The 16730-nt window shown below is 46.6% G+C and carries 16 protein-coding genes; all 16 read left to right on the forward strand.

Going from position 1 to position 16730, the window contains the following annotated elements; all coding sequences use genetic code 11:
* Positions 1-20 precede the first annotated feature (20 nt).
* The 16 genes from tssC to MRK00_12290 all read left to right on the forward strand — a co-directional run bounded on the left by tssC (position 21) and on the right by MRK00_12290 (position 16718).
* The gene (gene tssC / locus MRK00_12215; protein MDR4518134.1) at positions 21-1526 is read left to right on the forward strand and encodes a type VI secretion system contractile sheath large subunit; all 1506 of its coding nucleotides are present in this window, start codon (positions 21-23) and stop codon (positions 1524-1526) included.
* Between the two features lie 92 nt (positions 1527-1618).
* Positions 1619-2104: a type VI secretion system tube protein Hcp gene (locus MRK00_12220; GenBank protein ID MDR4518135.1), complete on the forward strand. Its 486-nt coding sequence runs from the start codon at positions 1619-1621 to the stop codon at positions 2102-2104.
* A 101-nt stretch (positions 2105-2205) separates the two neighbouring features.
* Positions 2206-3015 (forward strand): tetratricopeptide repeat protein, encoded by an 810-nt coding sequence (locus MRK00_12225; GenBank protein MDR4518136.1) that lies wholly within the window; start codon positions 2206-2208, stop codon positions 3013-3015.
* A gap of 2 nt (positions 3016-3017) precedes the next feature.
* The gene (tssE, locus tag MRK00_12230) at positions 3018-3668 is read left to right on the forward strand and encodes a type VI secretion system baseplate subunit TssE (GenBank protein MDR4518137.1); all 651 of its coding nucleotides are present in this window, start codon (positions 3018-3020) and stop codon (positions 3666-3668) included.
* A 13-nt stretch (positions 3669-3681) separates the two neighbouring features.
* Positions 3682-5559 carry a type VI secretion system baseplate subunit TssF gene (gene tssF / locus MRK00_12235; protein MDR4518138.1) on the forward strand — a complete coding sequence of 626 codons (1878 nt, stop codon included), beginning with the start codon at positions 3682-3684 and terminating at the stop codon, positions 5557-5559.
* Positions 5523-6554, forward strand: coding sequence for a type VI secretion system baseplate subunit TssG (gene tssG, locus MRK00_12240; GenBank protein MDR4518139.1), 1032 nt, complete (start codon positions 5523-5525; stop codon positions 6552-6554). The genes tssF and tssG overlap by 37 nt, the downstream gene beginning before the upstream one ends.
* Positions 6551-9244, forward strand: a complete 2694-nt coding sequence (gene tssH / locus MRK00_12245; GenBank protein MDR4518140.1) for a type VI secretion system ATPase TssH — start codon at positions 6551-6553, stop codon at positions 9242-9244. Before tssG ends, tssH begins: the two co-directional genes overlap by 4 nt.
* A 26-nt stretch (positions 9245-9270) precedes the next feature.
* Positions 9271-11565 carry a type VI secretion system tip protein VgrG gene (gene vgrG / locus MRK00_12250; GenBank protein ID MDR4518141.1) on the forward strand — a complete coding sequence of 765 codons (2295 nt, stop codon included), beginning with the start codon at positions 9271-9273 and terminating at the stop codon, positions 11563-11565.
* A gap of 28 nt (positions 11566-11593) precedes the next feature.
* Positions 11594-12157, forward strand: coding sequence for a DUF6484 domain-containing protein (locus MRK00_12255; protein MDR4518142.1), 564 nt, complete (start codon positions 11594-11596; stop codon positions 12155-12157).
* 24 nt (positions 12158-12181) lie between these two features.
* Positions 12182-12439, forward strand: a complete 258-nt coding sequence (locus tag MRK00_12260; GenBank protein ID MDR4518143.1) for a DUF4160 domain-containing protein — start codon at positions 12182-12184, stop codon at positions 12437-12439.
* A gap of 3 nt (positions 12440-12442) precedes the next feature.
* On the forward strand, positions 12443-12724 hold the full coding sequence (locus MRK00_12265; protein MDR4518144.1) for a DUF2442 domain-containing protein: 282 nt from the start codon (positions 12443-12445) through the stop codon (positions 12722-12724).
* A 1-nt stretch (position 12725) separates the two neighbouring features.
* Positions 12726-13832, forward strand: coding sequence for a DUF2169 domain-containing protein (locus MRK00_12270; GenBank protein MDR4518145.1), 1107 nt, complete (start codon positions 12726-12728; stop codon positions 13830-13832).
* 199 nt (positions 13833-14031) lie between these two features.
* The gene (locus MRK00_12275) at positions 14032-14283 is read left to right on the forward strand and encodes a type II toxin-antitoxin system HicA family toxin (GenBank protein ID MDR4518146.1); all 252 of its coding nucleotides are present in this window, start codon (positions 14032-14034) and stop codon (positions 14281-14283) included.
* Positions 14283-14501, forward strand: coding sequence for a type II toxin-antitoxin system HicB family antitoxin (locus tag MRK00_12280; protein MDR4518147.1), 219 nt, complete (start codon positions 14283-14285; stop codon positions 14499-14501). Before MRK00_12275 ends, MRK00_12280 begins: the two co-directional genes overlap by 1 nt.
* 63 nt (positions 14502-14564) lie before the next feature.
* A complete protein-coding gene (locus MRK00_12285; protein ID MDR4518148.1) occupies positions 14565-15593 on the forward strand; it encodes a hypothetical protein in 1029 nt (342 codons plus the stop codon).
* A 90-nt stretch (positions 15594-15683) separates the two neighbouring features.
* Positions 15684-16718, forward strand: a complete 1035-nt coding sequence (locus MRK00_12290; protein ID MDR4518149.1) for a DUF4150 domain-containing protein — start codon at positions 15684-15686, stop codon at positions 16716-16718.
* Positions 16719-16730 lie beyond the last annotated feature (12 nt).

A 16730-nucleotide genomic window follows, 5' to 3' on the forward strand; every position in this document is an offset into this window, starting at 1 on the left:
CCGTATCAGGAGAGTAAATCATGGCCGAGACAGAAGAACAAGCAGCAGTTGCCAGTGCTGAAGCGCAAACAGAAACTACAGATACCTTTGAAGCATTATTAAAAAAAGAATTCAAACCCAAATCAGACAGGGCTCAACAGGCGGTTGAAAACGCAGTCAGAACACTGGCCGCACAAGCGCTTGCGCAGGCCAATCTCATCTCTGATACTGAGATTGATGCCATAAAAAAAATACAATCGATTATCGCTTTGATTGATAAACGGCTCAGCGATCAGATTAATCTGATTATGCACCATCAAGACTTTCAAAAACTGGAAGGAAGCTGGCGCGGCATGCATTATCTGGTCAACAACACTGAAACCGATGAGATGCTGAAAATCAAGGTATTTAATGTCACCAAGAAGGAAGTGCATAAGGTTCTTAAAAAGTTTAAGGGAACAGCCTGGGATCAAAGTCCGCTTTTCAAGAAAGTTTATGAGCATGAGTATGGTCAGTTTGGCGGCGAGCCATTTGGGTGTTTAATCGGTGATTATGATTTTGATAACGCCCCGCCTGATGTTGAATTTCTGCAGGAAATTTCCAAAATTTCCGCCGCAGCACATGTGCCGTTTATTGCCGCAGCTTCTCCGCAATTAATGAACATGGATTCCTGGCAGGAATTAGCCGATCCACGTGATTTAACCAAAATTTTTCAAACACCTGACTACGCTTCATGGCGTTCTTTAAGAGAATCCGAGGATTCGCGCTACATCGGTTTGACGTTGCCGCGTTTTTTGTCGCGGTTGCCTTATGGTGCAAAAACAGCACCGGTAGAAGAATTTGATTTTGAAGAAGACGTGGCGAATGCTGATCACAGCCGGTATACCTGGAGCAACTCGGCGTATGCAATGGGCGTCAATATCAATCGCGCGTTTAAGCTTTATGGTTGGTGTTCCAGAATACGTGGAGTGGAATCAGGTGGGGCGGTTGAAAACCTGCCTACGCATACTTTCCCGACCGATGATGGCGGGGTAGATATGAAATGTCCGACAGAGATAGCCATTAGCGACCGCCGTGAAGCTGAACTGGCAAAAAATGGTTTCATGCCATTGCTGCATAAGAAGAATTCTGATTTTGCCGCGTTTATCGGCGCACAGTCATTGCAAAAACCTTTCGAATACGATGATCCGGATGCAACGGCCAATGCAAATTTATCGGCAAGACTGCCTTATCTGTTTGCAGTATGCAGATTTGCGCATTACCTGAAATGTATTGTTCGGGATAAGATCGGCTCGTTCAAGGAACGCAACGACATGGAAAAATGGCTCAACAAATGGATAAATAATTACGTCGAAGCCAATCCGGCATCCGCCAGTGAGATTGATAAGGCCAGAAAACCGCTGGCTGCTGCACAAGTCGTTGTTGAAGATGTTGAGGGTAATCCTGGTTACTATACGTCCAAGTTTTACCTTCGGCCGCATTATCAACTTGAAGGGCTGACTGTTTCCTTGCGTCTCGTATCCAGGCTGCCTTCAGAGAAGAGTTGAGAATTTTGAAAATACCCCAGTAGCTTTGCAAAGCAATCAGTTGAGTGAAATAGAAATTCTTTTTTATTAATTTTTTAATCAAGGAGTGTGAAATGGCTACAAATACATATTTAAATGCAGATCCTATTAAAGGTGAATCAACTGATGATGCACATGCCGACTGGATTGAAGTGTTTAGTTTTAGTCATGGCTTATCTCAACCCATGTCGGGTGCCGGTGGAACAGGCGGCCGCGCTGCGGCGCGTGCTGATTTACAGCCGTTTGTGGTTACTAAAAGCATTGATAAAGCGAGTGTGGATCTGAATATATATTGTGCAAAAGGCACGCATATTGCCAAGCTGGTTCTGGAAGTATGCCAGGAAACTGGTGAGAAACTGTGTTATTTGAAATATGAACTGGAAAACGTAATGATTCAGTCAGTTTCAATAAGTGGAGGTGGCTCAGATCGTCCGCATGAAACAGTATCCTTTGTGTATGACAAGATTGCCTGGGAATATACGCCAGCGAACGATGACGGTACAGCCGGTACGACAGTTGGACCTAAAAAATGGAATCTTGAGAAAAACATCGAGGAATAAATTTTTATTCTTAAAATGTTCGTTTACTGGTACTGCTTTCTACTGGTAAACGAACGTTAAATCCTTCCTTTGTGTTTAAAGGTCCATAGTTTGAGATTTCAATGACACCAGAAGACTTATTAAAGCAGGGTGATCTTAATGAAGCGCTGCGAGTGCTTCAGGAGCAGGTAAAGAAACATCCGTCCAATTCGGAATACAGAATTTTTCTGTTTCAGTTGCTGATCGTTATGGGTCAATGGGAAAGAGCGCTGAATCAGTTGAAAGTTATCAAAGAACTGGATGATAGCGCTATCGCCATGGTGCTGATGTATCGTCAGGTGATAGCCTGCGAACAATATCGCGAACAGGTTTTTGGGGGTAAGAAAGACCCCATAGTGCTCGGTAAACCCGAAGAATGGATTGCATTATTAATGCAATCGCTCAAACTTATTGCCGAGAATAAATTCGAAGCTGCTAATGTATTGCGTAAACAGGCATTTGAACAAGCTTTTGCTGTTGCCGGAACAATCGATGATGAATCATTTGGATGGCTGGCGGATGCCGATGAACGAATAGGCCCGGTCATTGAAGCGTTTATTGACGGACGTTATTTATGGACAACACTGGATAATTTGCAAACGATTGTTATCGAGGAGCCCAGTGATTTGCGTGACGTTGTCTGGTTGCCTGCACATTTTAGCTGGAAAAATGGCGGAGAAAATTATGGATTGATTCCATCCCGTTATCCGTTTTCTTATCAGATTGATTCGCTGTTGGCGTTGTCGCGCAAAACGATCTGGAAAGAAGTGGCGCCGGATTTGCATCTGGGTTATGGGCAAAAAATGATTGCTACGGATCAGTCGGAATATCCGATTATGCAGGTTCGTACCATTAATGTAGGGCATGCTGAAAATCATGCTGAGGGTGCGTAAGCTTGGGTGCATTTACCAGAAGCAGAAGTTTTCCTTCACTACTGGATCGACTAACCAATGACGATCCTGTTCTGCTTTCATTGAATAATTTGAAGGGTGAAATCGAGGCAACTGAGAATTCGCTTGTAAAATTATCCGGTGCGTTGAAAGAAAATCCGGAAAGTACATCGGTTCAAATTGAGGATGAACGGCGGAATCTGCAGCTTAAATTGAATGTGTTGAGAGCAAAATACACGACATTGGCCGATTCGGTTGATTCAAAGCAGGATATTCGTGATTGTGTCAAAAGGGATCTGGAATGGTTGTTAAATGCAAGTCGCTTTTTTTTGGATGATGAACAGGAACAGTATCCGGAGGCGGCATGTTCTGTCTTGAATTACGGTACGCCGGATTTGACAGGTAAAACGGTATCCGGTTTGAATCTTGTTCAGCTCGAAAGGCAGTTGTACCAAACCATTGTCAATTTTGAGCCCCGTATTATTCAAAAAACCTTGTCGGTTAGTGTTGTGGCTGATCCGGTTAAGACAAAACATAATATTTTTGTATTTGAAATTGAAGGAGAGTTATGTGCAAAACCGTCACCGGTGCATTTGCATTTAAGAACTGAATTTGAATTGGAAAACTGTCAGGTTGCTGTATATGACATGAATTAGGTGCTGAGAAAGAATGACGCCACGTTTGCTTGAATTTTACGAGAAGGAGCTGCGATTCATCCGTGAAATGGGGGTGGAGTTTTCCAAGCGTTACCCTAAAATAGCGGCTGGATTGGATCTTGGGAGTGCCGAATGCGCTGACCCTTATGTTGAACGTTTAATTGAAAGTTTCGCGTTTTTGACAGCGCGCATTCAATTGAAAATGGACGCTGAGTATCCGCGCTTTACCCAGCATTTGTTGGAAATTGTTTATCCGCATTACTTAACGCCTTTGCCGTCCATGATGGTTGCGGAATTTAATCCAGATCTTAAAGGCGGTATTGCCGAGAATGGTTTTCTAATCCCCAGAAATACAAAATTGGTCAGTAAGATTGTCGGTGGTCGAAGTCGGTGTACTTTTCAGACAGCACATGATATTAAAATCTGGCCCGTTCTAGTCAAAGAAGCGGCGTATCTGCCGCTCGGTCAGGTAGCCATTTATTGTGAATCGAATTACAACACTGTCAAATCCGGTCTCCGAATAAAGTTGCAGGCTGCATCCGGTTTTCGTTTCAATCAAATCCCGATTGATCAACTGACTTTTTATCTCTATGGCACAGGGAACTTGCCCGTTCAGATTTATGAATTGATTATGGGGCATGGGGTATCTGTCGTTATTCAAGATCCTTCGGATCAACAGATTTATCCATTGGATAAGTCTATACTAAAACCCGTTGGATTCAACCGGAATGAATCCCTGCTACCGTCTACCGCACAAAGTTTTCAGGGTTACCGTTTGTTGCAGGAATATTTTGCGTTGCCTGAGCGTTTCCTGTTTGTACAATTGAACGGTTTGCAATCTTCCATGCAAAATATTGGTGCAAGCGAGCTGGAAATCGTAATATTGCTGGACACGGTTCAAGATAAGCTTGAGCATGCGATTCAGTCCAGCAATTTCAAACTGAATTGTGCGCCTGCGATCAATTTATTCGAGAAACAGGCCGATCGTATCCACCTGAAACCACAGGATGCAGAACATCATCTGGTCATTGATAAAACCAGATCGAACGATTTTGAGGTTTTCAGTGTTTTAGATGTTGTTGGTATCGGCAGTGACCTGGTTTCAGAGCAGCCGTTTCAACCGTTTTATTCGGCATATCGTCAAAATTCGGATGTTTCAGCTGATTTTGCTTATTACACCATCAGGCGACAGCCCGCATTGCAACCGGTAAATGCAAGTCCGTCTTTTTTAAAGACGGAATACACCGGAAACGAAGTTTATTTGTCGCTGGTGGATGCCAGTGAAGCGCCCTATAATCCGGATATTAAACAGCTTGGTGTGCGCGTGTTATGTACTAACCGGGACTTGCCGAAGTTGATTGTTCCGGGGGAAGGTAATAACGATTTCAGTTTGGAAATCAGCGCGCCGCTGGATAAAGAAAAAGGTATACGCTGCCTTGCCGGTCCTACCGAACCAAAGCCATCCCATGCTGAAGGCAGCCATGCATGGCGCTTGATTAATCATTTGTCGCTAAATTATCTGAGTCTGATCGACAATGATCATCAGCAAGGCGCTAAGGTGTTGCGTGATATGCTGAAACTGTATGGTGATTATTCAGAACATGCAATCGCCAAACAGGTTGAAGGGCTGCTTTCAATTGAGACGCGGCCAATGACTTGCAGGGTTCCAGTAAAAGGACCAATAACATTTGGACGCGGCCTGGAGATTACGCTTATATTTGATGAATCAGCCTTTGCCGGTGGGAGTTGTTTCCTGCTTGGCGCCATTCTTGAACAATTTTTCTGCAAATATGCATCGATTAACAGTTTTACTCAGGTAAAAGTCACTACCAGAGAACGCGGTGAGGTAATGAAATGGCCGGTCAGGACAGGAACCAGAGCCTTGCTTTAGAATTACTGGAGGAACTCCAGCGGGAGCCCTACAGATTCGATTTTTATCAGGCGATTCGTCTGTTTGAATGTGTTTATCGCGATAAAGGGCGGCTGGGGTATTCGCTGACGCCGGGCAAAGATGCGATTAGACTGGGACAACTACCGTCATTACAGTTTGCGCCGGCAACGATTGCGGCTTACAGTGCCAATAATGCTGAAAATGCCAATGCGGTGTTGAAAGTCTATTTTTTTGGCGTATTTGGTCCTAATGGCCCTTTGCCACTGCATTTAACCGAATATGCCAGAAATCGTATCCATACAGCCAAAGACGATACGTTTGCTGAATTTATGGATATTTTTCATCATCGTTTGCTCAGCTTGTTTTATCGCGCCTGGGCAGATAAAGAGCCGACAGTCCAGTTCGATCGCACAGAAAATGATCGCTTCAAATTTTTTATTGGATCGTTTGCGGGGTTAGCGGAACGCTCGCAGCAACAACGCGACGAGATTTCTGACTTCACCAAATTGTCTTTTGCTGCGCATTTGGGTAGTCAGACCAGGCATGCAAATGGACTGATTACTATGCTGAATGCGTATTTCCAGATACCGATCAAGATACAGGAATTTATTGGAGAATGGCTGGAAATTCCTCTTGACAGCCTCTGCTACTTAAATTCGGATAAAAACACCGGGCAGTTAGGCTTAACAGCGACAATCGGTACACAAAGCTGGCAGTGTATGCACAAATTCAGGATTGTTGCCGGGCCCCTAAATCTGAATCAGTTTGAATCATTTTTGCCGGATGGAAAAAAAATAACGGCGTTGCGCAGCCTTGTTAAGAATTATATGGGTTTCGAGTTTGCCTGGGATATTAATCTGGTGCTGAAAAAAGAGGCGGTGCCCACAATACAGTTGGGTAAATATGGTCAGTTGGGCTGGACAAGCTGGTTATTTTCTCAGCGTAGGCACAAGGATGCCTGTGATCTGTTTATCGATATGGAGAAATATGTATGACGGAAATCAGTCGTACAGCATTGTTCGGGAAACTGAATAACCTGGCGTATAAAAGTATTGAAAGTGCGACTACTTTTTGCAAATTACGCGGGAACCCTTATGTGGAACTGGTGCACTGGCTGAATCAGATTATGCAGTTTCCTGATTCTGATATTCACAGAATTGTCAAAAAGTTTGAACTGAATCCATCCCGTATGTCCCGCGATTTTATTGAATCCCTGGATCGTTTGCCTGCAGGTGCAACCAGTTTGTCGGACTTCTCGCTTCATGTTGAAGAGTCGGTGGAAAATGCCTGGCTCTACGCGAGTTTGAGTTATAGCAGCAGTCAGATACGAACAGGTCATTTGTTACTTGGCCTATTAAAGAATGACCGACTGAAAAATAACTTATTTGCTATTTCCCGGGAATTCAGGAAAATTAATGCCGATGACTTGCTTGAACATTTGACGGCGATTGTGTCCGGTTCCCCGGAAGACAAACTAACTGCACAAGATGGAACAACGCTTGGCAGTAGTGCGGTGCCGGGAGAATATTCAGGTGCAATGCCCGCTGCTCAGATGGGCAAGCAAAAAGCATTACAACAGTTTTCAGTCGATCTGACTGAAGCCGCGCGGCAGGGAAAGGTCGATCCGGTTGTTGGGCGCGATCATGAAATCCGGCAGTTAATTGATATTCTGATGCGCAGGCGGCAAAACAATCCTATTCTGACGGGTGAGGCAGGCGTCGGAAAAACGGCTGTCGTGGAAGGGTTTGCTTTAAGAATAGCCGGTGGTGATGTGCCGCCGCCCCTTAAGGAGGTCACTGTCAGAACATTGGATCTGGGATTGTTGCAGGCTGGCGCCAGTATGAAAGGCGAGTTTGAGAACCGCTTGCGGCAGGTTATTGATGAAGTGCAGGCTTCTGAAAAACCAATTATTCTGTTTATCGACGAAGCGCATACGTTGATTGGCGCAGGCGGTTCGGCGGGAACCGGCGATGCAGCAAATCTGCTGAAACCTGCTTTGGCAAGAGGCACGTTGCGGACAATCGCGGCGACTACCTGGTCGGAATACAAAAAATATTTCGAAAAAGATCCTGCGCTGACCCGGCGTTTTCAGGTTGTCAAAATTAACGAGCCGACTGAATCGAAAGCCATTGAAATGGTGCGTTGCCTGTCCACGGTGATGGAGAAGCATCATAATGTGCTGTTGCTCGATGAAGCGTTAGAGGATGCCGTCAAACTGTCGCATCGCTATATTCCGGACCGCCAGTTGCCGGATAAATGCGTCAGCGTTCTTGATACGGCCTGCGCACGGGTTGCGATTAGCCAATCTGCGGTTCCGCCAGAAGTGGAGGACAGCCGCCGCCGTATTGAAGCATTGAAAATTGAAAAAGATATTATCGGGCGGGAACAGGCTGTCGGTGTCGACGTTCGCGAAAGGCAAATGAAAGTCGACAACCAGTTGGCCGAAGAAACGGAACGGTTGGTGCAACTGGAACAACGCTGGCAGGATGAAAAGAAAATCGTCGATCAGATTCTGGAGTTAAGAGCACAATTGCGGCCCGTTCAACATACTGCAAGTGATACTGCAAGTGATACGCAAGTACCTCCCAATAACGCTGACCCGGAAGCCATGCCAAAACTGAAAGCGCTGCAAACACAGTTGACGGAACTGCAGGGTGAACGGCCATTGATGTTTCCGACTGTCGATGGTCAGGCCATCGCTTCTGTAATTGCCGGGTGGACCGGTATACCGGTTGGGCGCATGGTCAAGAACGAAATCGAGGCGGTACTCAACCTCGGCGAGACACTGAACAAAAGAGTGATCGGACAACGTCATGCGCTGGATATGATTGCGCGGCGCGTACAAACCTCGCGCGCGAGTCTGGATAATCCGGGCAAGCCGATCGGCGTGTTTATGTTGTGCGGGCCCTCCGGTGTGGGTAAAACCGAGACCGGTCTGGCGTTGGCCGAAGCATTGTACGGTGGCGAAGAGAATATTATCACCATTAACATGAGCGAATATCAGGAAGCACATACGGTTTCAACGTTAAAGGGATCGCCACCAGGCTATGTGGGTTATGGCGAAGGCGGAATTCTGACCGAAGCGGTCCGGCGCAGGCCTTATAGCGTTATCCTGCTGGATGAAGTTGAAAAAGCGCACCCGGATGTGCATGAAATATTTTTCCAGGTGTTCGATAAAGGCTGGATGGAAGATGCGGAAGGGCGGTTCATTGACTTTAAAAATACGATTATATTGTTGACTTCCAATGCGGGAACAGATTTGATCATGAGCCTGTGCAAGGATCCCGAACTTGTCCCTGAAGCCGAAGCCATTGCGAAAGCGTTGCATGAGCCGTTGTTAAAAATCTTCCCGGCGGCATTGCTGGGCAGGTTGGTGACCATCCCCTATTTCCCAATCAGTGATGACATGCTCAAAGCAATTATCCGATTGCAATTGGGCCGGATAGAGAAACGGGTGGTAACAAATCATGGCATCCCATTTATATATGATGACGATGTGGTGCAATTGATCGCCGAGCGTTGTAATGAAGTGGAAAGCGGCGCCCGGGTGGTCGATGCCATTCTGACAAATACCGTGCTTCCTACCATCAGTCAGCAGTTTCTGACGAAAATGATGACAGGAGATAGAATCTCTGCGGTCAGAATCAGTGTGGAAAATAGTGAATTTAGTTACCAGTTTGATTAATCTCAGGATATATTGCGAGTGTAGACATGGCCTTTACTCAACAGAATCGCGAAGTTGAAATCATCTCGCCGCTGGGGGCGGATGTTTTGCTATTGCGTGATGTCACCATTACCGAAGAACTGGGGCGCTTGTTTACGATTAATCTGGAACTGGGCAGCACCGAGGATATTAACTTTGAGGATTTGCTGGGACAGAATGTCACGATCCGGCTTAATCTGAGCAGTGGCAAGCGTTATTTCAACGGTTTTGTCAGCAGTCTCTCGCAGGGTGTCAATGAAGGCCGGTTCATGCGCTATTATGCGACGGTGAATTCCTGGCTGTGGTTTTTGACCCGCACATCGGATTGCAAGATCTTTCAGAATAAAACTGTGCCGGAGATCGTCAAGGAAGTGCTACAGGATCTTGGGTTTTCGGATATTGTCGACCGGTTAAGCGGCAGCTACCGCACCTGGGAGTATTGCGTTCAGTACCGCGAAACAGACTTCAATTTCCTCAGCCGCCTTTTGGAGCAGGAAGGCATTTACTATTATTTCAAGCATGACGAAGGCAAACATACGCTTTATCTGGCCGATGACATGAGCTCGCATGACAGCATGGCAGGCTATGGAACGATCACCTACTATCCACCGAACGAGGCGATTGTTCGTGAGGATGAATGTATTTCCACCTGGAATCTGACAAAAAATCTGCAGCCTGGCGCATACTGTCTCAACGAATATGATTTTAAGAATCCCCAGGCCGATCTTAAAACCAATTGCAATGTAACGCGCACGCATACCCGGGCAGATTATGAAATCTACGATTACCCGGGTGAGTATGTCGAAAGCGGTGAGGGCAACAATTATGCAAAAATCCGTATTCAGGAATTGCAAAGCCAGTATGAACGTGCCCAAGCCGGCAGCAATGTGCGGGGTTTGATCTGTGGCGGGCTTTTCAAGCTGGATGGTTTCCCGCGTAAAGACCAGAATCGCGAATATCTGGTGACTTCAGTCACGCATCATATTCATGTCGACAGTTTTGAATCGATGGGCGATAGCAGCGGCACACAATACAGTAACAGTTTTACAGCCATTGAAAGCAGTACGCCATTCAGAACAGCAAGAGTGACGCCTAAACCGATTGTGCAAGGGCCGCAGACAGCCGTTGTGGTTGGGCAGTCGGGTGATGAAATCTATACCGACGAGTTTGGCCGTGTGAAAGTGCAGTTCTACTGGGACAGAATCGGCGAAAAAAATGAAAGCAGTTCCTGCTGGATCCGCGTTTCGCACCCTTGGGCGGGAAAAAACTGGGGTATGGTCGCCATTCCGCGTATCGGTCAGGAAGTGATCGTTGATTTTCTGGAAGGCGATCCGGACAGGCCGATTATCACTGGGCGCGTTTACAATGCGGATCAGGTGCATCCGTATGCATTGCCGGCCAATAAAACCCAGAGCGGCATATTATCGCGTTCGAGCAAGGAAGGCAGCGGCGCGAACGCGAACGAATTTCGATTTGAAGACAAAAAAGGTGATGAACAGATTTACCTGCATGCCGAAAAAAATCAGGATATCGAAGTCGAGAATGACGAAACACATTGGGTCGGACATGATCGAACAAAAACGATTGATAATGATGAAACCACGCTGGTCAAGAATAACCGCACCGAAACAGTCGGCAATAACGAGAAAATTACCATTGGCGTTGATCGGACTGAAATGGTCGGTTCCAACGAATCGATTACGATCGGATCGAACCGGACAAAATCCGTTGGCGGCAGTGAAACCGCAACGGTCGCCATGCAACGCACGCATATGGTCGGCATTAATGAAACAATCGGCGTCGGCGGTGCGCAGGAAATCGGTATCGGCGCATTCCAGGCTGTTGCCGTTGGCGCGTACCAGACGATCAATGTCGGCGCATACCAGAGTACCAGTGTGGGCGCCAATCAGAGCAACAATATCGGCGTGAACCAGTCCACCGATGTGGGCGCCAATCAATCGGTTGATGTCGGCGGTAATCAATCGGTGAGTGTCGGCGGCAACCAGACCGAGTCGGTCAAAGGCAATGCCGGTAAAACAGTAAAAGGAAATGATTCGCTGGGTGTGGATGGCAATCGTAGCGCGGATGTTAAGGGTGATGATGCCGCCAAAATCGGTAAAAATCTGGTCATCGATGCGGGCGATTCGGTGGTGATCAAAACAGGCAGCGCCAGCATCAGCATGAAAAAGGACGGCACCATTGTCATCAAGGGTAAAGACATTACTGTGGACGGATCGGGCAAGATCAACATCAAAGCCGGTGGCGACATTGTCATGAAAGGGTCCAAGATTCTGCAGAACTAGGCGATAACTGCTGCCAGGGAGAAAGATAATGAGTAACAACGATACGCTGGAAACAGAAAACGAATCAGAACACAACACCGATGAAATGGACGGCGAAGATTTGCTGCGGCAATTACTCGATGCAAAGCCAGGCAAGGCTGAACAGCCTGTTCCACCAGCTGATCCAGCCGGTATTGTCATCGGTGACCTGATCGCAATGACGGATGAAGGCCAAACACCGTTGGTTTGCTACCCCGGCCAGCCTGGCACAGCAGCATTGCGTGCAAGAACCACGGTTAATCTGTACGGAAAACATATCGGCAAGCCGGTTGTGCTGATGTTTGAAGCGAATGACCTGACCAAGCCAATCATTATGGGTGTCTTAAAAGAAACCGAAGCAGGCTGGCCGCTGGAACAGCATCCCGGGCAGGTTGAAGTCGATGTCGACGGCGAGCGGATGACGGTCAGCGCCAAGGAGCAGCTTGTTTTACAGTGCGGCAAGGCGAGTATTACCTTGACCAAGGCGGGAAAAGTATTGATCAAGGGGAGTTATGTGTCGAGCCGGTCGTCTGGGGTGAATCGGATCAAGGGTGGGTCGGTGCAGCTGAATTGATTTCTGGTTTGGCGAAAAAGTTTTATGCCTGAAATAAGTCGTTTTCTTGGGATAGTGATTCGGATGTATATTCAGGAACACCATCCGGCACATTTTCATGCAGAATATGGTAAATATGAAATTACCGTCGATATTGAAACGGGCATTGTAACCGGGAAATTCCCTCGAAGAGCATTGAGTGCAGTGCTTGAGTGGTATGAATTGCATCAGGATGAACTTATGGCAAATTGGGAAGCGGCGATGGATAGAAGGCCATTGTCTAAAATAGAACCATTGGAGTAGAAAATGTTTATGCATGTTACACAAGCAAAATACATTGATGAATATAGAGTCTGGCTGTGTTTTAATGATGGAGCCGAGGGCGAGATTGATTTGGCTTCTGAGTTATATGGTGAAATTTTTGAGCCATTGAAGGATAAGGAATTTTTTAAATCTTTTATCCTGGAAGGGCATACTTTATCCTGGAGCAATGGCGCCGATTTTGCTCCGGAGTTTTTGCGAGAGCATATTATAGCGCGTGATGGAATGAGGGATAAAGAACGAACTGATCGTGTTTCTATGAAATAGAATGGATCTAATTAACGCAACCAACATGCAAGCCGGTTACACCATGGGGATGAAGCCCGATGGGCGGGAGCTGCTTGTGGTTGCGGTTAAGGGTACATTTGATTTTCCCAAACCTGGGGAGCAGGTTAAATTGTCTGCACAACAGGTGCCGCTGGTTGAAGCCGATACCTTTACCGGTGAACCGGGTTTTTCCGCACCAATGTATGAAGTCGATTATGCGCCGATCAAACACAAGTGCGATGTGCTGCTAAACGGCAGCGCTTATGCGCCGCAGGGCAAGCCAGCCGACCGGGTTCAGGTCGGACTCAAGCTGGGCAACTGGATAAAAACTTTTGTGGTGACGGGTGATCGTCATTGGCAGGCTGGTCTGACGATATCACCGGGCAATCCGTCACAATTTACCGTCATGCCGATCAGCTATGATAGAGCATTTGGTGGTCTGGACAATTTCCACGAGGACAAGGAAAAACATACTGCGTATATGCTCAATCCGGTTGGCAAAGGTTACCACAGCAACCTGTCGAGCAGTCTGGTCGATAAAACGCCGATGCCGAATACCGAGGCCGTCAATCAACCGGTCACACAACCCGATGGGGCGTATCAGTCGATGGCATTCGGCCCGGTTGGGCGTGGCTGGTCGTCGCGACTGAAACATGCCGGAACTTACGATCAGGACTGGATCGACAACACTTTTCCATTCCTGCCTGCCGATTTCAAGGAAGCGTATTACCAGGCGGCACCGGACGATCAACAGATTCCCTATCCCAAAGGCGGCGAAGAAGTGGTGATGGTTAATCTTACACCGGAAGGCCGTACTGCATTCCATTTGCCGGTGATCGACGTACCCGTGGTATTTTTTCGAAAGAAAGGCGAACGGCACGAGACGCAAGCGGTGATCGACACCGTTGTCATCGAACCGGATAAACGTATTTTTACCCTGACCTGGCGCGCATGCCTGCCATTGAAAAAGAATATTTTCGAAATCCCGCAAATACTGGCAGGGAAGAAATCAAAAGCCTGGTGGCGTGCAAGGGAATTGGGAAAGACGTATTATCCATCGTTGGCGCATTTGGCGGAAAAGAACAAAGTTGAAATTGAAGATGAATAAATAAAGGGCACCTCTAAAAATTCAGAGTTTTAAACAAGACGAGGCGATAACAAAAAATATTGACGTAGCATATGATTGATATGTAAGGAGATATTTTTTGTGAGCAACAAAGTATTGTGACGAAATATGGATTTTTAGAGGTGCCCTAAAGTGGTTTTCTGAATAATAGAAGGGATGTTTCTATGACCAATGTTGCGGTATGAAAAGAAAAAAGCTTCTTCAACGGCTACTATCGGGAACAACGAATATTCGTTTTTCCGATGCGGTAGCATGCGCCGAAGCATTCGGTTTTCAATTAGATAGAGTCAATGGAAGTCACCACATTTACACGCATAAAGACATTCCGGAGTTGCTGAATCTTCAGAATGTTAAAGGGAAGGCCAAACCATACCAAATCAAGCAATTGCTACAATTGATAGAAACCCATAACCTTCAAATGGAGGACAAATGATGAAAGATTATCACATCAATATTTTTTATAGCGAAGCAGATCATGGATATATCGCTGATATTCCGGATTTAAAGGCATGTTCCGCCTTTGGTGAAACACCTGGTCAAGCATTAACAGAAGTACTCGCGGCAAAAGAAAGCTGGTTGGCGTCAGCAAAATCAAATGGCAAACCAATTCCCCTGCCTGAGTACAAACCTGTGATCTATCAGCGTGCTTAACATGATGCTATTGAGAGATCCTGTACATAAAATTGATTTGAATGGATTTGATGGAGTAAAGCTTTGAGCGGTTTCCCTTTAACGATTACGAGCGTTGGCATGGTGACAGGTGTTGGCCTGAATGCCCCGGCAACCTGCGCCGCGATTCGTTGCGCAATCGATAATTTTCAGGATACCCGTTTCATGGACAACGGCGGGGAATGGTTGATGGGGTGCGAAGTGCCATTGGAGCAGCCGTGGCGCGGCAAAACCAAGCTGCTCAAAATGGCGGCGATGGCGATCCGGGAATGCCTGCAAAGCTATCCGCAACTGAATCCCAAAGTAACGCCAATGCTGCTCTGTCTGTCCGAACACGAGCGTAAAGGGCGCGTCATTGACGACGATAATCAGTTTTTTCTTGATCTGCAGGAAGAACTGCAACTGCAGTTCCATGAAAAATCGCGCATCATCGCGCACGGCCATGCCGCGGTGGGTGTGGCGATGAAACACGCGCGCAGACTGATTCAGGAATTCGGTTGCAGCCAGGTACTGATCGCGGCAACCGACAGCTTGCTGGTTGGTGCAACATTGGCGCATTTTGAAGAACATGAACGCTTATTGACCAGTAATCATTCCAATGGATTTATTCCGGGTGAAGCGGGAGCTGCGTTGCTTGTAGAGCCTTATAACGGACAGAAAAATCAACTGGTGTGCACCGGGCTTGGCTTTGGGGTGGAGAAGGCGCATGTGTATTCGGAAGAACCGTTGCGGGCGGATGGGTTGACGGCGGCGATTAGGGAAGCGTTGGATGATGCGGGTTGTGATATCGGTGATTTGGATTTTCGGATTACTGATATTTCTGGAGAACATTATTATTTTAAGGAAGCGTCTTTGGCATTTGGTCGGCTGGAACGAATTATAAGGGATGAATTCGATATCTGGCACCCGGCAGATTGTGTGGGGGAAGTTGGTTCTGCGTTGGGTCTGGTGATGATTGCTGTTTTGAAGGCAGCTTGTGAAAGGGCTTATAGTAAGGGTGGTCATATTCTGGCGCATTTGGGAGATGATGATGGTAAGCGCTCTTCGATGATTTTTGCCTGGCAAGGGAGTTGATGAATGGCGAATGAAGTATATGCAAATGGCATGGAATTGGCTTGTAAGGCAGGTTCGGGTAAAGTGATCGCTGCTTTCCCGGATGTTTGCATGACGCCGCCGGAAAACCCGGCAACCCCGCCGGGTGTTCCGGTTCCATATCCAAACACAGCACAAGCCTCAGATACGGCTGATGGCAGTAAAAATGTACAAATCTCTGGTAAAGAGATTATGCTCAAAAACAAGTCATGCTTTAAAACGTTGTCGGGTAATGAAGCGGGTAGTACAGCAAAGAAAGGTGTTGTTTCCAGCAAGATTAAAGGCAAGGTGTACTTCGTCAAATGGTCAATGGATGTCAAAGTGGAAGGTGAGAATGTTGATCGGCATTTGGATTTGACGACGAATAATCATGGCTGTACTGCGGCTAATGAGGCGGCGCCTTGGATGTATACCGATGCAATGACAACACTCGGTAACTTTTCAGAATGTGCTGATGATGCAGACAAAATAGAAAAAAAATGTTCAGAAGGTGGAAAGAAAGGTGGAGCAGAACAGTGTCCCGGTTTTCTGTCTAAGTCTGTTAGTGAACAGAGAGTTCAATTTTCAAAAGGTGGAGAAACTAGTCGCACTGCTCAAGCAGCCGCGAAAGCAACTGAGGATGCAGATAGTAGTGATTGCGTAACTGCAATGAGATGTTTTTTAAGACCATATAGTAAGGATTTAAAAAATAAATCAGGATGTTGTCCCGGACAGTCACCGCATCATATACCGCCACAGAACATGGTAAATCATCTGCCAGGGTATAGTCATGGTAGTGCTCTGTGTGTTTGCTTGGAAGGTGCGAGTCAGCATGTCGGGTCTCATGGCGAGAATCATGCGGCACTGGATTATTTGGCGGGCAAAAAGGGGTGGGGTAAATGTAAACTGAAAGAATATAATGAAATATGCGCAATTGCTGTTGCCGCGCAATGTGGCTGTAGAAAAGAATGTATTGAACAGCAGCTTAACGAATCGCCAGCTTTTAAAAACAATCTTGACAAACCTGTAACACATTGGCAGTCGAATAGCCGGCAATTGGGGGATTCTACTAAAGAACTGCTGAATAAAGCATTTAAAGCAGCAACCAAAGTAGTGACTAACAGATAATTTTAAGTATAT

This window comes from Nitrosomonas sp., from assembly GCA_031316255.1.
Classification (GTDB): Bacteria; Pseudomonadota; Gammaproteobacteria; order Burkholderiales; family Nitrosomonadaceae; genus Nitrosomonas.